Annotated in this window: 24 protein-coding genes and 1 pseudogene; 15 read left to right on the top strand and 10 right to left on the bottom strand. The window is 73.1% G+C overall.

All coding sequences use genetic code 11. The annotated features are described in order from the left end of the window. Positions 1-41: 41 nt before the first annotated feature. Positions 42-1319, bottom strand: coding sequence for an acyl-CoA dehydrogenase family protein (locus OUY22_RS27820; protein ID WP_270158140.1), 1278 nt, complete (start codon positions 1317-1319; stop codon positions 42-44). 10 nt (positions 1320-1329) lie between these two features. Continuing rightward, on the bottom strand, positions 1330-2592 hold the full coding sequence (locus OUY22_RS27815; protein ID WP_270158139.1) for a flavin reductase: 1263 nt from the start codon (positions 2590-2592) through the stop codon (positions 1330-1332). 129 nt (positions 2593-2721) lie between these two features. Here OUY22_RS27815 and OUY22_RS27810 point away from each other — a divergent pair, with 129 nt between their 5' ends. Then, positions 2722-3510: an IclR family transcriptional regulator gene (locus tag OUY22_RS27810; protein ID WP_270158138.1), complete on the top strand. Its 789-nt coding sequence runs from the start codon at positions 2722-2724 to the stop codon at positions 3508-3510. Between the two features lie 23 nt (positions 3511-3533). Here the strand turns inward: OUY22_RS27810 and OUY22_RS27805 are convergent, their stop codons facing one another. The 3 genes from OUY22_RS27805 to OUY22_RS27795 are packed head-to-tail and all read right to left on the bottom strand — an operon-like array spanning position 3534 to position 6648. Then, entirely contained in the window at positions 3534-4283 is a 750-nt protein-coding gene (locus tag OUY22_RS27805; protein WP_270158137.1) for a hypothetical protein, read from the bottom strand. Beyond that, complete coding sequence (locus OUY22_RS27800; RefSeq protein ID WP_270158136.1) at positions 4280-5596, bottom strand: vWA domain-containing protein; 1317 nt, start codon at positions 5594-5596, stop codon at positions 4280-4282. Before OUY22_RS27800 ends, OUY22_RS27805 begins: the two co-directional genes overlap by 4 nt. After that, complete coding sequence (locus tag OUY22_RS27795; RefSeq protein WP_270158135.1) at positions 5593-6648, bottom strand: AAA family ATPase; 1056 nt, start codon at positions 6646-6648, stop codon at positions 5593-5595. Before OUY22_RS27795 ends, OUY22_RS27800 begins: the two co-directional genes overlap by 4 nt. A 271-nt stretch (positions 6649-6919) precedes the next feature. Between OUY22_RS27795 and OUY22_RS27790 the strand changes: the two genes are divergently transcribed. Both OUY22_RS27790 and OUY22_RS27785 read left to right on the top strand, forming a co-directional pair. Continuing rightward, positions 6920-7279, top strand: a complete 360-nt coding sequence (locus OUY22_RS27790) for a hypothetical protein (protein ID WP_270158134.1) — start codon at positions 6920-6922, stop codon at positions 7277-7279. Beyond that, positions 7272-8135: a hypothetical protein gene (locus OUY22_RS27785; protein ID WP_270158133.1), complete on the top strand. Its 864-nt coding sequence runs from the start codon at positions 7272-7274 to the stop codon at positions 8133-8135. Before OUY22_RS27790 ends, OUY22_RS27785 begins: the two co-directional genes overlap by 8 nt. Before the next feature lie 210 nt (positions 8136-8345). On the opposite strand, the gene OUY22_RS27780 is transcribed toward OUY22_RS27785, so the two are convergent. Beyond that, entirely contained in the window at positions 8346-9044 is a 699-nt protein-coding gene (locus tag OUY22_RS27780) for a TetR/AcrR family transcriptional regulator (RefSeq protein WP_270158132.1), read from the bottom strand. A gap of 80 nt (positions 9045-9124) precedes the next feature. On the opposite strand from OUY22_RS27780, the gene OUY22_RS27775 reads away from it, so the two are divergent. Together OUY22_RS27775 and OUY22_RS27770 are read left to right on the top strand one after the other, a co-directional pair. Then, entirely contained in the window at positions 9125-9430 is a 306-nt protein-coding gene (locus tag OUY22_RS27775) for a Dabb family protein (RefSeq protein WP_270158131.1), read from the top strand. Positions 9431-9450: 20 nt separating this feature from the next. Then, a complete protein-coding gene (locus tag OUY22_RS27770; protein WP_270158130.1) occupies positions 9451-9675 on the top strand; it encodes a hypothetical protein in 225 nt (74 codons plus the stop codon). Positions 9676-9815: 140 nt separating this feature from the next. On the opposite strand, the gene OUY22_RS27765 is transcribed toward OUY22_RS27770, so the two are convergent. Further along, positions 9816-10121 (bottom strand): putative quinol monooxygenase, encoded by a 306-nt coding sequence (locus OUY22_RS27765; protein ID WP_270158129.1) that lies wholly within the window; start codon positions 10119-10121, stop codon positions 9816-9818. Between the two features lie 159 nt (positions 10122-10280). Between OUY22_RS27765 and OUY22_RS27760 the strand changes: the two genes are divergently transcribed. Both OUY22_RS27760 and OUY22_RS27755 read left to right on the top strand, forming a co-directional pair. Beyond that, positions 10281-10757 carry an iron chaperone gene (locus OUY22_RS27760; RefSeq protein WP_270158128.1) on the top strand — a complete coding sequence of 159 codons (477 nt, stop codon included), beginning with the start codon at positions 10281-10283 and terminating at the stop codon, positions 10755-10757. Positions 10758-10841: 84 nt separating this feature from the next. Further along, entirely contained in the window at positions 10842-11282 is a 441-nt protein-coding gene (locus tag OUY22_RS27755; protein ID WP_270158127.1) for a protein-tyrosine phosphatase family protein, read from the top strand. 28 nt (positions 11283-11310) lie between these two features. Here the strand turns inward: OUY22_RS27755 and OUY22_RS27750 are convergent, their stop codons facing one another. Continuing rightward, a complete protein-coding gene (locus OUY22_RS27750) occupies positions 11311-12396 on the bottom strand; it encodes a helix-turn-helix transcriptional regulator (protein WP_270158126.1) in 1086 nt (361 codons plus the stop codon). 100 nt (positions 12397-12496) lie between these two features. Between OUY22_RS27750 and OUY22_RS27745 the strand changes: the two genes are divergently transcribed. Both OUY22_RS27745 and OUY22_RS27740 read left to right on the top strand, forming a co-directional pair. Next, the gene (locus tag OUY22_RS27745; RefSeq protein ID WP_270158125.1) at positions 12497-12919 is read left to right on the top strand and encodes a VOC family protein; all 423 of its coding nucleotides are present in this window, start codon (positions 12497-12499) and stop codon (positions 12917-12919) included. A gap of 40 nt (positions 12920-12959) precedes the next feature. After that, complete coding sequence (locus tag OUY22_RS27740) at positions 12960-14060, top strand: winged helix DNA-binding domain-containing protein (RefSeq protein WP_270158124.1); 1101 nt, start codon at positions 12960-12962, stop codon at positions 14058-14060. 17 nt (positions 14061-14077) lie between these two features. On the opposite strand, the gene OUY22_RS27735 is transcribed toward OUY22_RS27740, so the two are convergent. Beyond that, the gene (locus OUY22_RS27735) at positions 14078-14917 is read right to left on the bottom strand and encodes a nitroreductase/quinone reductase family protein (RefSeq protein WP_270158123.1); all 840 of its coding nucleotides are present in this window, start codon (positions 14915-14917) and stop codon (positions 14078-14080) included. A 414-nt stretch (positions 14918-15331) separates the two neighbouring features. Between OUY22_RS27735 and OUY22_RS27730 the strand changes: the two genes are divergently transcribed. From OUY22_RS27730 to OUY22_RS27705, 6 genes are all read left to right on the top strand, one after another. Continuing rightward, a complete protein-coding gene (locus OUY22_RS27730; RefSeq protein WP_270158122.1) occupies positions 15332-16114 on the top strand; it encodes a putative protein N(5)-glutamine methyltransferase in 783 nt (260 codons plus the stop codon). 68 nt (positions 16115-16182) lie between these two features. After that, the gene (locus OUY22_RS27725) at positions 16183-16743 is read left to right on the top strand and encodes a dihydrofolate reductase family protein (protein ID WP_270158121.1); all 561 of its coding nucleotides are present in this window, start codon (positions 16183-16185) and stop codon (positions 16741-16743) included. A 64-nt stretch (positions 16744-16807) separates the two neighbouring features. Further along, positions 16808-16957: a hypothetical protein gene (locus OUY22_RS27720; RefSeq protein WP_270158120.1), complete on the top strand. Its 150-nt coding sequence runs from the start codon at positions 16808-16810 to the stop codon at positions 16955-16957. Positions 16958-17064: 107 nt separating this feature from the next. Further along, on the top strand, positions 17065-17418 hold the full coding sequence (locus OUY22_RS27715) for an ArsR/SmtB family transcription factor (protein ID WP_270158119.1): 354 nt from the start codon (positions 17065-17067) through the stop codon (positions 17416-17418). A gap of 5 nt (positions 17419-17423) precedes the next feature. After that, the gene (locus OUY22_RS27710; protein ID WP_270158118.1) at positions 17424-18035 is read left to right on the top strand and encodes an SRPBCC domain-containing protein; all 612 of its coding nucleotides are present in this window, start codon (positions 17424-17426) and stop codon (positions 18033-18035) included. Between the two features lie 4 nt (positions 18036-18039). Beyond that, positions 18040-18435: a VOC family protein gene (locus tag OUY22_RS27705; protein WP_270158117.1), complete on the top strand. Its 396-nt coding sequence runs from the start codon at positions 18040-18042 to the stop codon at positions 18433-18435. Between the two features lie 3 nt (positions 18436-18438). Here OUY22_RS27705 and OUY22_RS27700 read toward each other — a convergent pair. After that, positions 18439-18882: pseudogene (locus OUY22_RS27700) on the bottom strand (hypothetical protein); the annotation flags it as partial.

Below are 18882 nucleotides of genomic sequence, written 5' to 3'. Positions count from 1 at the left end.
CCAGCCGCCGTCGACGAGGTCGGCGGTCTCCGGCGGTGTGATCACGGCTTCTCCACGGTGGCGAACAGCGCGTTCTCCTTGGCCTGGGTCACCAGCTGGGCGACCTCCAGCCGGCCGCGCTCGGCGGGGAACGTCATCACCAGTCCCATCGCCAGGTCGCGCAGCGCCCGCCCGGCCGTGCTGGACATCGACGCGCCGGAGGTGCCCGAGGCCTTGAACGCGCCGAGCGCCACCTGGAAGCACGCCTCGGTGACCGACCCCTTGCCCATCCGCCACTGGCGGAAGACCTCCTGCTTGGGCCGCAGCGGCGGCTCGGAGGTCTCCAGCAGGAGCTGGCGGCGCAGCCACAGGAAGGCGGTCTCCAGCTGGACGGTCATCTCGCCGATGATCTGCTGGTGCATGGGCGAGGAGGCGATCGGCCGGCCGGTGTCGGCGAACGTCTTGCGGGTGAGCTGCTCGATGGTGACGTCGTAGACGTTCTGGGCGCAGCCGGTGTACGCGGCGGAGATGGCCAGCTGGTTGCCGACGAAGCTGCCGCGGCTCATCTGCAGCATCCGGGTGAACGCGCCGGGGACGGTCAGCGCCTCGTCCTCCGGGATGAACACCTGGTCCAGCCGGATGCCGTTGTTGGCGCTGGCCCGCATGCCGAGCCCGTCCCACGGCGCCCGGGAGGAGACGCCCGCCGCCTCGCGCGGCACGAAGAAGGTGACCAGGCCCTCGGCGGTGTCGTAGCCGTCGAGCTTGGCCGTGGTCAGGTAGTAGTCGGCGACGCCGGTGGCGCAGCCGAACGACTTCTCCCCGTCCAGGAGCCAGCCGCCTTCGGTGCGGCGGGCGGTGGTGGCGATGGCGATGTTGGCGGTGGAGCTCTTGACCGACTCGGAGGCGAAGTTGGCCAGCCAGACGCCGGAGGCCATCCTGGTCAGCACCTTCTCGGCGAAGGCCCGTACGACCGGGATCTCGTCGTCCTCGAACAGGCCGGCCTCGATCGCCTCCAGCGGCAGCAGGCCGCGGGAGGCGCTGGTGTTGTGGAAGAAGAAGGCCAGGGCGGTGGACGGGCAGGCGGTGCCCATGGCGAACGTCGCGGCGGCGAGGTCGCGCAGCGTGCCGCCGAGCCCGCCGTACTCCTGTGGCACCACGAGGCCGAGCAGCCCGGCCTCCCGCAGCAGCGCGACGTGCCCGATCGGGAAGCTGCCCTCCTGGTCGGCCTTGACGGCGGCGGCGCGCAGCTCGGGCAGCACGGCCTCGACGCGCCGGGCGCGGTCGCGCTCGGCCTCGGTCATGTCGTCGACGAGCCGCTCACCGGTCAGTCTGTCGGTCACGTTCTCCCCTTCAGTTCGCGAATCGGTAGGTGCGTCCGGGGAGCACGGATCCCCAGGTGCTCTCCAGCTCGGCGGCGCTGGCGATCAGCACCGACCGGTCGACGGCGGTGTCCACGTCGAGCTGTCCGGCCAGGAAGAGCACGTCTTCCGCGGGCAGCGCGCCGTCGACGCCGCCCAGCGTGGTGTCGAAGTGCCGCACCCCGCTCTTCATCGCCACCAGCGCGTTGACCAGGCCGATGCCGTGGCGTTCGCGCAGCGCGACGCGGACGGTGGCCGTCCCGGCGGCGGCCGCGGCGTCCTGCAGCAGGCCGCGGACGCGGACGGGGGTGGCGGCGACGGCGCCTTCCTCCAGGCCGATCTCGTCGCAGCCGAGTTCGGCCAGCCGGGCGACGGTCGCCACGACGTGGTCGGCGCGGTCCCGGGCGAACGCCTCGGCGATGTGCCCCACGGCGGTCAGCCCGGCGCGGCCGGCCGCCTCCAGCACGCGGGCGGCCTGCCCGGGTCCGGCGGAGGCGACCCCCGCGGTGAACTCGGCCACTCCCGCTCCCGCCGCGGCCACGGCCCGCACCTGGGCTGGTTCGGTGATCAGGGCGGAGGCGGTGGCGGGGTCGAGGTCCTGGGGCGGCGGCGGTTCCCCGTACGGGTCGGCGCCGTCCGGGTCGAACAGGCGCACTCTGCTGCCCGCGGCGCGCAGCGCGCGGGCGATGCCGGCCAGCCGGTCACCGGTGAAGCCGCGGGCGCGCAGCACGGCGAGCAGTCCGGTGTCGGCCACGCCGATGCGGTCGGGCAGCGGGTCGGCGAGCTGGCCCCAGGCGCGCGAGTGGAACAGCACCGGCGCCACCCGGCGCGGGGTGGCGGCCTCGGCGACCTCGCCGACGAAGATCGTGTGATCTCCTCCCGGGTACGCGTGCGCGACCCGGCAGTCGAGCCAGGCGACGGCGTCGGCGAGCACCGGAGCCCCGGTCTTCGCGGGGATCCAGCTGCCACCCGCGAACCTGTCCGCGACGGCTTCCTGGCCCGCGAACCTGCGGCCGATCGCCACCTGGTCCTTGCCGAGCACGCTGACGGCGAAGAAGCCGCGCTCGGTGATCAGCCGGTGCGTCCTGGTGTGGTGGGCCAGGCAGACCAGCACCATCGGTGGGTCCAGGCTCACACTCGTGAAGGAGCTGGCGGTCATGCCGTGCCAGGCGCCTTCGGGCCCGGTGGTCACGACCACCACGCCGCTCGGCCACTGCGCCATGGCCGCTCGGAAGGATTCGCCGCTTGCAGTCACCGGTCTCCCTGTTCCATTGATGGAAACAGCGTCACGCTGAAGGTAACGAACCCCCATTTTCATGTCAACGTGACGCCGTTTCCCCAACGGAAATAGACTGGCCGTGTCCAGTCATCAAGAGGGGGTCCGGTGCACGTCCAGGCGGAGTCGGAGAATCAGAGCCGGTCCATCGCCGCGGTGGAGCGTGCGATGGACGTGCTGCTGCTGTTCGGCCGGAGCTCCCGGCCCGATCTCGGCGTGACGGAGATCGCCACCGAGCTCGACCTGACCAAGGCCGCCGTCCACCGCATCCTCACCGCGCTGCGCAACCGCGAGCTCATCGCCGTCGACCCCGTCACCCGGCGCTACTCGCTCGGCCACGCCGCCATCGCGCTCGGCCGCGCCTACCTCGCCCGCACCGACCTGCGCGCCATGGCCGGTCCCGAACTGCGCCGGCTGTCGGCCCAGTCAGGGGAGACCGCCACCCTGTCGGTGCGGCGCGGCGACACCCGCCTCTACGTCGAGCAGGTCGTGCCCGACCACGACCTGCGCATGGAGGTCTCGCTCGGCATTCCCTACCCGCTGCACGCCGGCGGCTCCTCCAAGGTCATCCTGGCGTTCCTGCGCGAGGAGGAGATCGACGGCTACCTGTCCAGGCACCGGCTCGCCGCCCTCACCGACCGGACGATCACCGACCCGGACGCGCTCCGGGCCGAGCTGGCGCTGATCAAGCGGCGCGGCTACGCCAGCTCGCTCGGCGAACGCCTCGACGGCGCGGCCTCGATCGCCGCCCCCGTCTTCGACCACGACGGCCTGGTGATCGCCGCGGTGAGCGTCGCCGGGCCGAGCAGCCGGTTCGAGCCCCGCCTGGCCGACCAGGCGCCCTTCGTGGTCGGGTCGGCCGCCCGCCTCTCCGCCCAACTCGGCCACTCCGCCTGACGCCACCGGTCCTCCCGGTCGGATCAGGGCTCGTCGCCCTCGGTCAGGGCCCGCAGCACCTCGGCCTGTTCGACGCCGACGCCCTCGACCCTCATCCGGGCCGCCTCCTCACCGGTGAAGCCCGCCGCGCGCCAGGCCGCCACCTCGTCGATCGGCACCCCGGCACGCCAGAACTCGGCCATCAGCGCGAGGGCGTCCTGCCCGGAGGCGAGCACCCGTACGGCCTCACGAGGGGACAGGCCGAGGGCCTCGAAGACCCGCGCCTGTCCCGGCTCGACGCCGCGCCGGGCCCACTCCACCCCGGTGGCGCCCGTCCAGCCGCCCTCGACGTAGGCGCGGGCCCGGCCCGCCGGGACGCCGGCCCGCAGCAGCTCGCGCATGCCGCGCGAGCTTTCCTCGTCGGCGAACGCGCTTCCCGGCCGGTCCTCCCGGCGCAGCCACCGCCGCAGCAGGCCGCGCGGGTGCGGCCGTTCGCCGGCGAGGTGCCGGTCGGCCGCCTCCTCGGGCGGATAGCCCAGCTCGCGCCAGCGCACCGCGTCCCGCGGGGTCATGCCGGCCCGCAGCCAGAGATCCACGGTGTACGGGGTGGCTCCGGCGGTGCGCCACGCTCGCGCCCCGGACGCGGTGTAGACGCCCGAGTCGCGCCACCGCTCCGCCTCGCCGACCGGGAAGCCGCCGTCGATCCACCGCCGGGCCTCGGCGACGGTGAACCCCCGTCGCCGCCATTCGTGCAGCGGCTCGGGGCCCGGCTCGTCGGCGTACCGCGTCGTCATGCCCCTCCCTTCACCGGCACCCGCGCCGGGACGCGGACCACGGACGCCCAGCCGGGCGCGTGCCCGCCCTCGCCGATCAGGCAGACCACCACCCGCGCCGCGGGACGCCGCTCCGGCCACGCGGTCCGGCCGTCGGTCAGCACGACGACCAGGTCGGGCCGGGGCCGCAGGGCCGTCGCGGCGGCGAGGCCGGCCCGCATGTCGGTGCCGCCGCCACCGGTCAGCGCGATGTCGCCCGCCCGGCGCACGACCTGGACGGGGTACGGGCGGACGTCGCAGCAGAAGGCCCGCAGCCGCCGCCCGGGACCGGCCACGCCGTCGATGATCCCGGTCACCTCGGCGAGCAGCCGGTTGAGCACGTCGCCGGTGACACTGCCGGACGTGTCGACCACCAGCACCGTGTCCGGGACCGCGCGGACCATCGACGGCGGCACGACGCCCGCGTACGCTCCGGCGCGGCGCGACGGGCGGCGATAGCTGAAGTCGACCTGCCCGGCCACCGTGCTCAGCCCGCTCCTGATCACCGCGCCGAGCCGCGCCCGCCAGTTCACCGAGGGGCGCAGGCGCTCCTCGGCCCAGCGGCGCCAGCCTGCGGGCACCTCGCCGCGCCCGCTGATCCGGTCCCGGACGGCGGCGGCGGCGATGGAGCGTTCGAGAAGGTCCCGGTCGAGCCGGGTCAGCCCGCCGGCCGAGCCGGCGTCCTCGTAGGTGCGCTCCCGGCCGTCGACCGCGCTGCCGCAGTCGATCGCCTCGGCCAGTGCCTGCCCGCCGCGGCCCATCGCCTCGGCCAGCACGTCGAGCATCGGCACGTACTCCTCCGCGGTGCGATGGGCCGGAAGGCCCAGCTCGGCGGGCGAGATCACGCCCGCGGGGCCTGGCAGGTCCTCGGCCACCACGTCGTCGTTGAGCTCGGCGTCGGCGGCCTGGTTCCAGCGGTGGGCCTCCTCGCCTCGTGCCGGGGCGCCGGCCGCTTCGCGTCCCGGCCGCGGGCGCGCCGGTGAGCGGGACGCGTGGCCGCGCACCAGATGACCCACCTGGTGCAGCATCCACCAGCCGATCTCCTCGACGGGGGTGGCCAGTGCGGTGCCCGGCTCCACGTACAGGTTCCATCGGGTGTCGGCGGGAAAGGCGCGGAACTCCGGGTCGGCGACGGGCGCCCCGGTGTCGTCGTGCGCAGCCGGTTCCAGGATCACCGGGTTGAGGGCGAAGACGGCCGAGGCGAGGTACGGTGCCCGGTGCGCCGCCCACAGTCGCGCGGCGGCGAGCCTGACGCGCACCGCCTCCTCGTACGCGCGGGAGCGGTCGGCGGTCATCGCATGAGCCCTGCCGCGCGCAGCACCGGCGCGAGGCCGAGCATGGTCTCGGGCAGGGTCGCGCCCTCGGGCCGGGAGCGGGCCAGCGACCGGGCCGCGGTCGCCGCCACATCCGGTGTGGTGCGGGCGACCCGGGCCACCACCGCCCAGGCCCGCTCCCACGTGCCGGTCGTGCCGTCCGAGCGCACGTACGACACCACGGCCCCGAGCAGGGCGTGCAGCCGGTCGAGCCGGTCGGGCAGAGGGGCGCTCAGGTCGTTCAGCAGGGTCTGCGGATCGGGCAGGTCGAGGTCGCGGCGCCAGGAGAGCAGCTCGAACCCGGCGGCCTCGCCGACCGCGCCGAGCACCAGTTCGGCCAGGACCGGCTCGCCGGCGCCCAGGTGCTCGCACGCGGCGACCGCTCGCGCGGCCGTCTCCCAGCTGCGCGGGCTGGGCCAGCCGCGGCCCGCCCGGTCGGGGCTGTCGGGCACCGCCAGCACGAGTTCCGGCCGTACCCGCAGGAACGCCCCGACCAGCGCGCGGGCGCCGGTCACCGCGGCGGGTCCCGGGGTGTCCTTCACGTCGGGCTCCGGTACGGGGAAGCCGCCGGTGAACCCTTCGGCGATGTCCTCGGCGGAGACCGTCCAGTTCAGGTGGATGAGCCGGTTGGCCAGCGGCGCGGACAGGTCCCAGCCGTCGGCGGCCTGGTCCGGCGGGTTGGCGGCGGCCACGATCCGCACCTCGTCCGGCAGCGCCAGGTCGCCGACCGTCCGTTCCAGGACCACGCGCAGCATGGCGGCCTGCACCGCCGGGGGCGCGGTGGTCAGCTCGTCGAGGAACAGCAGCCCGCCGCCCTCGGCGGCGAGCCGTTCGGCCCAGCGTGGCGGCGCGAACCAAGTGCCGCCGTCACGCGGCACCGGCAGCCCGGAGAAGTCGCTGGGCTCGCGGATGGAGCCGACGACCACCTCGACCGGCAGACCGGTGGCCGCGCCGAGGGCGGTCACCGCCGACGTCTTGCCGGTGCCCGGCGCGCCCCACAGGATGACCGGCAGATTGGCTGTCACCGCGACCATGAGTGCGTCTCGTGTCACTGATGGCGCCGCCATCTTCGTCCTCCTCACCGGCCGCCCGGACCGCTTCCGGGCAGCACGTATCGGAACGCCGGGCCGCTGGCCGCCGGACGTTCGGTGTGATGGCTGTCTGCTGTTCGCGGGCGCGGAACACGACCCGGCCGCTCAGAGGGAGCCGATCCGGCAACCCTCCACGCCGTCATCCTAGGTTGACGACCGGGTGTCGTCAACCAAGGTTGACGACACCCGGTGTCCGCCGGTTCCGCGGCGACGGGTGCTGGTGTGGATGGGCGGCGGGACGGCGGCGCTGCTGTCGCGGCACAGTCCGCCGTCCAGCGTGCTGAACGACTTCTGTCACGCGCTGCGGAGCGAGAGCGGGAAGACGCCGTACCCGCTGGGGGAGATCCAGGTCGCCGGAGGGCGCGCCCTGTCGCTCGGGCTCGGGACCGTGCGGGTTTTTCTGGGACCGGAACGCGTGTTCCGGCACGGTATTCAAAGATTGTTCGGCGTCTCAATTGTGATCAGAATACCGCCGCATCGCGCGTCAATTTTTCGTCAATCGCTTCGCGAGCGCATCCCCGTATTTCTTGTTCCTGTCGATCGGAACAAAACTCGGGAGATACGGAATGACTGATCAGCCCTTCACTTTGGAGCCGGGGTCCGGCACCAAACTTCTCACCGCCGACGGATTCGTCGAGCTGCTCATCGATTACGCCGACAGCCACCTGAACGCCATCGCGAAATTCTGGGCCATGCCCGGCGAAGGCTGGGAGGACTCCCTGAGGACCGCGCTCGCCGCCTACATCGAGCAGCGGCACCCTTGGGCCGACCTGGGCGATCCCAGCACCCGCCAGGTCTACACCACGAAGGGGAAGAAGCCCAAGATGGCGGACTTCGTCCTCAACGGCACCGTCGCCGGCTCCTTCGGGGACGAGATCATCGTCGAGGTGAAGACCCAGTCGATCGGGCGGGCCAAGGACTTCAGAAATGATTTTGAGAAGGATATCGCCAAACTCGACGAAGTCGACGAAAATCACCTTCGCTCGCCTCGGCTCGCCGTCGGCATCTTCTTCACCAGAGACATCTCGACGGCCCCCAAAGGCGTCACCGATCCGGCGGAGAACGCCACGGTCTCCATCAACTTCACCAAGTGGCTCCAGGATTACGACCACGTCTACTTCTCCCAGGAGTACCAGCCGATCAGACGTAAGGCGGGGACGCTGACGAGTGAGCAGATCCGCAAGGCTGGAACGATCCACACCGCCGCGAAACCCACGGACGCCGTCCGCCTCAAGCAGGGGACGACGCTGCAGCCCTGGGAGGTCCACGAACTCGGGATCGTCTACAAGCTGCTGGGCCCGAAGGCCCCGCCCACGCCGGAGGTCTCCAAGTCGGAGTCCGAGTCCGAGAGCTCGGACAGCGTTTCCGAGAACCTGAAGAAGCGCATGCTCAGCAACGCCTCGGGAAACGCCGCCAAGAAGCTCAAATGAACACCCCCGTCCCAGGGGACTGACCGGTCTCCCGGAGCGCTTTCCGCAAAGCCGCCTGCCCGTGTCACGGGCAGGCGGCTTGGTACGCGGATTCCGGACACGACCGCCTCCGCGCCCCTCTCGCCGCCGGCTCGAAGAACGCTGATACAGGTCTTCGCGGACCTCGTAACGGATGGCAGGCGCCGGAAGATGGGCCGACCCTTCGACCGCTCACGTCCGGGATGGAGGGATCGGCGTTGACGCGGCGTCGGCCCCGTCGTCGGCCCCGTCGTCGGCCCTGCCGTCGATGAGACCCCGTGCTCCTGCGATGACCAGGGCGGCGGTGTGCCGCAGGAAGTCGTCGGTGAGGGGGTGGCCGAGCATGAGCCAGCGGAAGTACAGCGGGCCGGCGGCGGCCTGGACCAGGAAGTCCGGATCGGCGCCGGCGGGCAGGTCGCCGCGTTCCACCGCCCGCGCGAAGATCTCCCGCGACAGGCGGAAGCGGGCGGGCCAGATCTTGTCCAGGACCTGGCGCAGCCCGTCGTCGCGGGCCGTGCGGGGGCCGGTCTCCCGGATCAGGGCGATGATCCAGGGGTGGTCGAAGCCGCGGCGGACCTCGCGCAGGAAAGCGAGCAGGTCCTCGTACAGGTCACCGGTGTCGACCGGCGGCGAGACCTCGACCTGGCGGGCGGCGAAGGCGGCGGCGACGAGGCTCGGCTTGTCGCCCCAGCGCCGGTAGATCGTCGCCCGGTTGACGCCCGCCCGCTCGGCGACGGTCTCGATGCGCAGAGCGGCGTAGCCGACCTCGCCGAGCTCGGCGATCGTGGCGTCCAGGACCGCCTTCGCGGTGCGGGCCGTACGTCCTCCTGGCCGTGCGGTCGCCGCGTCGGCCTGAAGCCGTTCGGCCTGGTCCGCTGGTGTGGGGCGCATGTGTCCACGCTATCAAACGCATCAATCTGTTGCATTTGGGCAAGGATCATCGTTGACGCATCTATCGCGAGGAGAACAGCATGATCTACCACCAGATCAGGATGTCGATCCGGGAGGACGCTCCGAGCGCCGAGGTGGAACGGGCGCTGGAGATGCTGCGCCGGCTCGGCCGCGAGCTGGACGTCGTCGAGTTCTGGGCCGTGGGACATGAACTCGGCCAGGACTTCGACTACGGCGCGATGTACGCGCTCAAGGACCTGGCCGCCTACCGCGCCTACCTGTACGCGCCCCTGCACCGTGAGATCGACGAGATCGGCCTGCCGCTCGTGGACGACATGATCTCGATGGTGAGGCCGAAGCGCTGCCCCTCATCGACCGGCACCTGACCGCCGGCGAGTGGGCCGAGGTGGGCGGCAGAGGGCTGGCGGAGGTGCCCCCGGAGCGGGTGCCGGTCCTGTTCGGCATGTTGCTCGACGGCGTCTCACCGGAGATGTACGACGTCTTCGCCGCCGCTGTCCCCGCCGAGGTGCTGACCCCCATGACGCAGGCCGGGCCACCGGCGTGGGCGGCGTACCTGGCCGAGCTGCGCACCGCCGCCGGGACCGGCCAGGACGGCCAGGGAACCTTCTGAGGGGCCCCGCCTGCGGGCTCACCCGCCTGGTCCGGCAGATCGTCTCGATCTCGTAGGGCGGGGCGGGTGTTCGCGGCCGTCACCTCCCCCGCGCCGCTCGCTGGTCACCCCCCACCCGGAGCCGCGCGGCCCCCGGGTGGTCAGGTCAGTGAGCGCACGTCCGCTATGTCGTACTCGGCGACCGAGGCGGCGAGGATCTCGTCCTGGTGTGCGTCGCCGGGGCCGTCGCCCCGGAACGCCTCGACGGCCGTACGCGACTCCCAGCGTTCGAAGATGTTGACCCGGCCGGCGTCCACCTGGTCCGCGCTGATGGCGAAGTCGAGGCAGCCGGGCGTGCGGCGTGCCAGTTGGACCACGCTCGCGCAGTCGGCGAGGTAGCGCTCGCGCCGGTGCGGGTCGACGACGATGTGTCCCGCGACGATGACCATGTCCTGCTCCTCTGCCACGTATATAACGGATCGTCAGGAAATGACCGCCGATCGGCCCGGAACTCATCGGTACGCGGCGCTCCGGCGCATGCGATCGATCAGGAATCGAGAAGCGGCAGATCCGTACCCGCGCCTAGTGTGACGACCACGTTCACCAGTGAGAGGAGCAGCGCGTCGATGAGTGCCGCGTCGAAGGCCCGCAAGGACGAACAGCAGGGCGCGTCCCCCGAGGACGGGCTGTCCGGGGCGGAGCGAGCCGCCGTCAAGCAGCGCGCGGCGGAGCTGAGGACCGGCGCCCGCCGAGGCAAGGACAAGGCGGCGGCCGATGAGCGGGACGTGCTGGAGAAGATCGCCCAGATGCCGCAGCCGGACCGCGCGCTGGCCGAGCGCGTGCACGAGATCGTCCTGGCCGCCGCTCCTGAGCTGGCGCCGAAGCTGTTCTACGGCCAGCCCGCCTATGCCAGGGCCGGGAAGGTGGTGTGCTTCTTCCGCAGCGCCCAGGCGGACGGGCAGCGGTACTCGACGTTCGGCTTCAACGAGGTGGCGAACCTCGACGAGGACGGGGGCCTGTGGCCGACGTCGTTCGCCCTGACGGAGCTGACCGAAGCAGGCGAGGAGACGATCAGGACCCTGGTCCGCAGAGCTGTGAGCTGATCACGGTCCCGCCTTCCGGGTGCGGTCCCTACGCCGGCGGCGAAGTCGCCGTCGCGGTGGATCTTCCCGCAGAACAATGAGCGCATGACGGACACTCGACTCGCTGGAGCGATCCGGCTCCCCGACGGCGGCTGGGTGCGCGGCCGTGGCCTCAGGAACGCGGCCCCGGAGGGCGTGACCCCTGACCGGGGCCTCTACCTGGGAGGCAGCCGGTTGCGCGGCCGTCACGAGCCGGAGCTGACCTGGCCGCACGCGTGGATCGACTGGCCGGACTTCCTGCTGCCGCGCGACCGCGAGCAGGCGGTCCGCCTGATCCGCGAGGTGTCGGAACTGGCGCGTACGGGCGAGCGGGTGGAGGTGGCCTGCGGCGGCGGCGTGGGCCGCACCGGCACCGTCATCGCGTGCCTGGCCGTCCTGGCCGGCACGCCCGCCAAGGAGGCCGTCGCCTGGGCCCGGGCCCACTACCACCCGCGCGCCGTCGAGACGCCCTGGCAGCGTCGCTGGGTCGAACGCTTCCCCGCCTGACCGGTCGCCGGCCATCAAGGCCCGCCGTTCACGCCCTGCCGGTCGCGGTGTCGGTCGCGGTCTCGGTCGCCGTCTCGGTCGCCCTGCCGGTCACTGTCGCGGTCGCGGTGCCGGTTGTCGTGCCGGTCGCGGCGGCGGCGAAGCGGCGGGCCAGGCGGGCGAAGGCGTCCTTGAGCTCGGGCGGGCCGACGACCTCGATGGGGGCGTCGAAGCGGCCGAGGTCGGCGGCCAGACCCGGCCATGACCACGATCCGAGAACGAGCCGGCAGCGGTCCGGGCCGAGTTCCTCGACGACGCCGTCGCGGACGTAGCGGGACACGTCGGCGGCCGGCAGGCCGAGGATCACCTCGCCGCGGCAGGGCCAATCGCCGGAGCCCGACCCGCAGAAGCGGCCGGCCACGAACGCGGCCACGTCGCCGCCGGGCAGCTCGCGCTGGGTGAAGCGGGGTCCCCCCGGGGTGCGCGGGCTGATCCGGTCGGCGCGGAAGATCCGCCAGTCGCGGCGGTCGAGGTCCCAGGCGACCAGATACCAGCGCCCGCCCCAGGTGACCAGGTGGTGTGGCTCCACCCGGCGCGGCGGCTCGTCGCCGGAGCCAGGCGTGGTGGCTGTGGTGGGAACGGCACCGGGCGCGGCGGCTGCGGAGGCGTAGTCGAAGCGCAGCACCTCGCGGGCGTGGACGGCGGCGCTGAGCGTCAGGAGCACGCGGCTGTCGGCCTGAGGGGCGGGCCGTACGACGGCGGTGATCTGGAGGGTGTCGACGCGGTGGCGCAGCCGCGCGGGCATGACCTGCCGGACGGTGGTCAGCGCGCGGGCCGCGGCCTCCTCGATGCCGGCGCCGCTGGTGGTGGCGATCTGGAGCGCGATGGCCAGCGCGACCGCCTGCTCGTCGTCGAACAGCAGCGGCGGCAGGTCCTTGCCGGCGTCGAGCCGGTAGCCGCCGTCGGGGCCCTTGACGGCCACGATGGGGTAGCCGAGTTCGCGCAGGCGGTCGACGTCGCGGCGCACGGTGCGCGGGCTGACGTCGAGCCGCCGGGCCAGCAGCGCCCCCGGCCAGTCGCGGCGGGCCTGCAGCAGGGAGAGCAGCGTCAGGAGCCGCGCTGAGGTCTTCGGCATGATTCTCATGGTGCCCCCGGTAGCGGCCAGAACCTGACCTCTGCTGCTGCGAGTGTGGTCCTCGTCCGACCAGGTGATGATCGAACGTCAGGAGCACGCCATGTCCGTCAAGTCCGTCACGCACCTGAACTTCCGGGGAGAGGCCCGCGCGGCGCTGGTGTTCTACCGGTCGGTTTTCGGCGGTGACCTCGCCGTGGTGACGTATGGGGACGCCGGCGCCGTGCCGGACCCCGCCGAGTCCGGTCAGGTGATGTGGGGCCAGGTGGTCTCCGGCGACGGCTTCCACGTGATGGCCTACGACGTGCCCGCGCGGCTGCCGTGGAAACGGGGCGAGAACGCGTTCTTCGTCTCCCTGCGCGGCCAGACGGCGCAGGAGGTGACCGCGTACTGGGAGAAGCTGTCAGCGGGCGCCGCCGTCGCGCGGCCGCTGGCCCCGGCGCCGTGGTCGGCGCTCTACGGGATGCTCACGGACCGCTTCGGGGTCACCTGGGTCGTGGACGTGGCGAACGGCCACGACGGATGACACCGATGACATCGGCGACCATGAGAAGGGCGGGTGCCCGGTGACCGTGCTGGACGCCCGGGCGCTGAACCGCGCGACCCTCGCCCGGCAACTGCTGCTCGGCCATGCCGACCTGCCGGTCCTCGACGCCGTCACGCACCTGTGCGGCCTGCAGGCGCAGGAGCCGCAGGAACCGTTCGTCGGGCTCTGGTCGCGGGTGCGCGGGTTCGTCCCGGCCGCGCTGTCGGACCTGCTGCTGGACCGGCAGGTGGTGCGGATCCACCTCATGCGGCGCACGGTCCACCTGGTCAGCGCGGCCGACGCGCTGGCCTGGCGGGCGCGGCATGCCGACATGCTGCGCGGGCGCGCGCTGGGGCCCTACCGTGAGGAGCTCGCCGGGGTGGATCTGGACGAGCTGGCCGCGGCGGGGCGCGCGCTGCTGGCGGACGGCGAGCCGCGCACGATGGCCGAGGTCACGCGGGCTCTGGCCGGCCGCTGGCCCGGGGTGGGGCCGCGGCCGCTGGGGGAGATGCTCCTGTCCGCGCTCGTGCCGGTGGTCCAGTTGCCGCCGCGTGGCCTGTGGCGGGCGAGGGCGGGGGTGCGCACGGTCACGTTCTCCTCCTGGCTGGGCCGCGATCCCGACCCGCCCGCCGCAGGCGGCCGCGATCCGGTGGGCGAGGAGCTGGTCCGGCGTTACCTCGCCGCCTTCGGCCCGGCCGCCACGGCGGACCTGCGCGCCTGGTGCGGCCTGACCGGGCTGCCGGCGGCGGTGTCGGCGGTCCGCCCGGAGCTGGTCTCCTTCCGCGACGAGCGGGGCCGGGAGCTGCTGGACCTGCCCGGCGCGCCACGGCCCGACCCCGGCACGCCGGCCCCGGTGCGGTTCTTACCGGCGTTCGACAACGTGATCCTCGGCTACCACGACCGTAGCCGGATCATCGACGCGGCCCACCGCGGCCTGTCGGTCGCGGGGGCGCGCGTCGTGCTGGTCGACGGCAGGGTGTCGGCGACCTGGACCGCCGAGGCGGGCACCGTGCAGGTCACCCCGCTGCGCCGCTGGTCCAGAGCCGAGCGCGCCGCCGTGGCCGAGGAGGGGGGCGCGCTGGCGTCGTTCCTGTCCGACGGCGAGAGCGACCGGGTGCGCATCGAGGCGTCCGCCCGCTGAGCGGTGCGCTCGTACGGTCAGGGCGCCGCCGCGTTGAGGAGGGGGATGAGGTTCTCCTCCTCGTGGTCCAGGTGCGCCTCCACCTGCGCGGTCAGCCGGTCGACCTCCTCCGACACCGTGGCCCGGTCGGCGTGCCCGGCGCCGAGGAGCCGTTGCAGCTTCTCCAGGAGCCGGGCGATCTCCTCGTGTTCGCGCCGCAGCCGGGCCATGACGTCGGCGAGCTCCGGGTACTGCTCGCCGACGCGCGGGAACAGGTGGGCGTCCTCCATCCGGTGGTGGTGGCTCAACCCCTGGCAGACGGCCAGGCAGTTGACGCGCAGCTGCGCGCCGAGGGTGCCGCCGGACGCGGCGACCTCCTGGCGGACGATGGCCAGTTCGCGGCGCATGGCGTCGTGGATGAGCTTGAGCGCGTCACCGGGCCGGGCGGGGCCGGGGGCGGGCGGCCCTTCGGACTCCAGCGCGACCACGGGCAGGGTGCGGCCGGAGGCGTCCTCGTACTGCCGCCATCCGGGGTCGGACTCGACGGCGCGGGCGAAGATCCGCTCGCGGTCGGGGCCTTCCAGGACGCGGGCCTGCGCCTCGTACGTGAACGCGCCGGTCTCGACGGTGACCCGCGGGTTCTTGCGGAGGTTGTGGAACCAGGCGGGGTGGCGCGGCGAGCCGCCGGCCGAGGCGATGACGTACAGCCGGCCGGGCTCCTCGTCCAGCAGGTAGCCGAGCGGGGTGGTGCGGCGGTCGCCGGTCCTGGCGCCGGTGGTGGTCAGCAGGAGCAGGCGGGCGTTCTCGAAGGGCGGCCCGACCCGGCCCTGGCCGGCCCGGAACTGGTCGATGACGTGCTGGTTGAAGTCCAAGGTCATGCGGGTGCTTTCTCCCAGAAGGCGATGAAAGCCCGCACGCCGGCCACGCATAGCTGGCGGAGCTACGGAGAACAAGGGAAGCGGGGACGGCGCGCAGGCGCGGTCGAGGGTCAGGCGCGTCCATGTGAAGTCGTCATGGCATCGTCCCTTTGCTTCGCGGCCTCCATGCCACCGCCGTCCACCCGTGCGGCGTCACGCGACCTGCCGATCATTGAACGCCCGGCCGGTGCGGGCTGTCAAACGCGCGGCGGGGCGTTTGCGGGCCGGCGGGCCGCTCGGCTAGTGTCGCCATCCCAGCGACGACCGAGGAGGTGAGACCGATTCCCGCACGTACCGGCCGGGTGCTCTCACCTCACGACGTCCGCCCGGCCTAGCCGGCCGGGGAGAGCGCCCGGGACATCTCGAAAGGCGCTCATGTCTCTTTCCGTCATCGTCTCCCGGCTCCGCGCCGCGGGCTGCGTCTTCGCCGAGGAGGAGGCCCGCCTGCTGGCGGACGCCGCCCGCGATCACGGCACGCTCGCCCGCCTGGTGGAGCGCCGGGCCGCCGGCGAGCCGCTGGAGCACGTCCTGGGCTGGGCGCGCTTTCGCGGCCTGCGCGTCCTGGTGGATCCGGGCGTGTTCGTGCCGCGTCCGCGTACCGAGTTCCTGGCCGAGCAGGCGATCGCGGTCGCGCCGCGCCGGGCGGCGGTCGTGGTGGACCTGTGCTGCGGGTCGGGCGCGCTCGGCGCCGCGCTGGTGGCGGCGCTGGAGGAGGTCGAGCTGCACGCCGCCGACATCGACCCGGCCGCTGTCGCCTGCGCCCGCCGCAACCTGCCCGGGGCCGGGGTGTACGAGGGGGATCTGTACGATCCGCTGCCGGCGGGGCTGCGCGGGCGGGTGGACGTGCTGCTGGCCAACGTCCCGTACGTGCCGACCGGGGAGATCCCGCTGCTGCCGGCGGAGGCCCGGCTGCACGAGGCCCGGGTGGCCCTGGACGGCGGCCGGGACGGGCTGGAGGTGCTGCGCAGGGTGGCCGCGGGCGCGGGCCGCTGGCTCGCGCCCGGCGGACGGCTGCTGTTCGAGACGAGTGAGCGCCAGGCGCCGCACGCCGTCGAGGCGATCGCCCGGCACGGGCTGAGGCCGCGCGTGAAGCGCTCCTCCGGCTGGGACGCCACCGTGGTGATCGCCACTGTGGTGACCGCCGCCCGCCCGGCCTGATCCCGATGAGTTCACGCGCGGCCGGAGGTCTGCACCGGGGAAAGTGACGGATGGACGGGAGGCCCGCGATGGGCAAGCTGATCTACTCGATGATCACCTCGCTCGACGGCTACGTGAGCGACGCGAACGGCGACTACGGCTGGGGCGCGCCGGATGAGGAGTCGCACACGTTCATCAACGAGCACATGCGGTCGATCGGCACCTACCTCTACGGCCGCCGGATGTACGAGACGATGGTCTACTGGGAGACCGCGCACACGCTGCCGGACCAGCCGCCGTTCATCCTGGAGTGCGCGAAGGTGTGGCAGGCCGCCGACAAGGTCGTCTATTCGACGACGCTGGAGGAGGTGTCCAGCGGGCGGACGCGGATCGAGCGGTCGTTCGACCCGGAGTCCGTGCGCAGGCTCAAGGCGGAGTCCGGCCGCGACCTCTCCGTCGACGGGCCGGACCTGGCGGCGCAGGCGATCGCGGCCGGGCTCGTCGACGAGTATCAGCTGTTCGTCGGGCCGGCCGTCGTCGGCGGCGGCCACCGGTTCTTCCCCGACGGCGTGCGCGCGGATCTGGAGCTGCTGGACGAGCGGCGCTTCGGCAACGGCGTGGTCTACCTGCGCTACGGCGTCAAGCCGTGACAGGCGCCCGTGATGAGGCGCCCGCGTGAGGCGTTCGTGCGGCTGTCGGGGGTAGGGAGCGGCCATGGCAACGCTCATGGACCGGGTGCGCGCGTACATGCGCAGCCCCAAAGGCAGGCAGACGATCGAATCGGCCGAGCGGATGGCCCGCGACCCGCGTAACCAGCACAAGGCCAGGAGGCTCCTGGACAGGTTTCGTTCCCGGCGGCACTGACGACGGCCGGCGACGGTGGACGGGGTCCCCCGTCGCCGGCCCGAGCTGGGCGAGGCTCTTTATATTCGGCTTGACTTATATAAGCGCCACCTGAAACACTCGGATTCGTGCACGCGTTCGACGTCCTCGGTGACCCGGTCCGGCGCCGGATCCTGGAGCTGCTCGCCGACGGCGAGCTGAGCTCCGGTGAGGTCACCGCCGTCATCCAGCGCGAGCACGGCATCTCCCAGCCCGCGGTCTCGCAACACCTCAAGGTGCTGCGCGACAACGGCTTCGCCACCGTGCGCGCCGAAGGGACCCGGCGGTTCTACGTCGTGGACCCCGAGCCGCTGCGCGAGGTCGACCAGTGGCTGGAGCGCTTCCGCGGCTTCTGGGACCAGCGCCTCGACGCGCTGGCCGTGGAGATCGCCCGCGGCAAGCGGGAGCGCCGTGCCCGCGACACGAATCCGACAGAAAGCTGACTCCGGTGGACATCATCGATGAGATCACCCGCACCCATCGCGAGGTGCGCCATAGCGGCGAGACCAAGGTCGTCCAGCTCGTCCGCCACTACGACACCGTGGTGGAGGACCTCTGGGACGCCTGCACCAGCGCCGAGCGCATCGGCCGCTGGTTCATGCCCGTCACCGGCGACCTGCGGCTCGGCGGCCACTTCCAGCTCCAGGGCAACGCGGGCGGGGAGATCCTGGCGTGCGAGCCGCCGCGCCTGCTCAGAGTGTCGTGGGTGATGGGCGAGGGCCCGGCCTCCCACGTGGAGGTGCGCATGGCGGCCGACGGCGACCGCACCCGGTTCGAGCTGCGTCACGAGGCCGTCGTTGCGCCCGAGTTCTGGGACCGGTACGGCCCCGGCGCGGTCGGCGTCGGCTGGGACCTCGGCCTGCTCGGCCTGGCCCTGCACCTGACCGGCGGCGAGAAGGTCGACGAGCAGCACTTCCACGAGACCGCCGAGGGCCGCGAGTACATCACCCGCAGCAGCCGGGCCTGGGGCGAGGCGCTGCGGGCGTCCGGCGCCACCGACGAGCAGGCCGCCGCCGTCACGGCCGCGACCACCGCCTTCTACGCACCTCCCGCGGAGTGACGCGATGCCCAAGCAGATCACGCCGTTCCTCATGTTCGAGGGCAGGGCGCAGGAGGCCGTCGACTTCTACCTGTCGGTGTTCGCCGACGCGGAGCTGCTCTCGGTGACCCGCTACGGCCCCGGCGAGCCGGGGCCGGAGGGCACGATCCAGCTCGCCCACCTGCGCGTCTGCGGCCAGGAGTTCTTCTGCAACGACAGCTTCGTCTCGCACGCCTTCACCTTCACCCCGTCGCTGTCGCTGTACGTGGAGTGCGAGTCGGAGGAGGAGATCGACCGGCTCTACCCGGTGCTGTCGGAGCAGGGCGGGGTGATGATGCCGCTCGGCGCGTACGGTTTCAGCGCCAAGTTCGCCTGGGTGGCCGACCGGTTCGGCGTCTCCTGGCAGCTCACCCTGCCCTGACGCTCAGCCGAGCAGCGCGGCCGGGTCGCGTTCCGGCGGGCCGGCGGGCCACCAGGCGTCGCCGCGCCGTTCGAACGGGTACCACCGGCCGTCCCTGCCGTACCTGAGCTGGAGGTCGCCGATGGTCCACCGGTTGCGGGCCGTCTCCACCGCGGCGCGCGGCTGGCCCTCCCGGACCGTCTCCAGCGCCGTCTCCAGCAGGGCGCGGGCTCGGGCCAGGTCCTGCCGGGCGGGGGTCCAGGCCGTCTCCAGCGCCTCCAGCCCGGCGGCGCCGCCGTGCCGCCAGGCGGCCGCCTCGGCGTCCAGGCCGAGGTCGAGGCCGAACGCGGCGCTCAGCCGTACCAGGTCCTGGTGTTCGGTCAGGACGGGCAGGTGGCCGTGGGTGAGCAGGTCGCGCGCCCGGGAGGCGGCGGAGGCGGCCAGCAGTTCCAGCGCGGCCACGTCCAC

Source organism: Nonomuraea corallina (assembly GCF_027620315.1).
Lineage (GTDB): Bacteria > Actinomycetota > Actinomycetes > Streptosporangiales > Streptosporangiaceae > Nonomuraea > Nonomuraea corallina.
The sequence above is the reverse complement of the archived record's forward strand: the minus strand, read 5'-3'. Positions and strand labels throughout refer to the sequence as shown.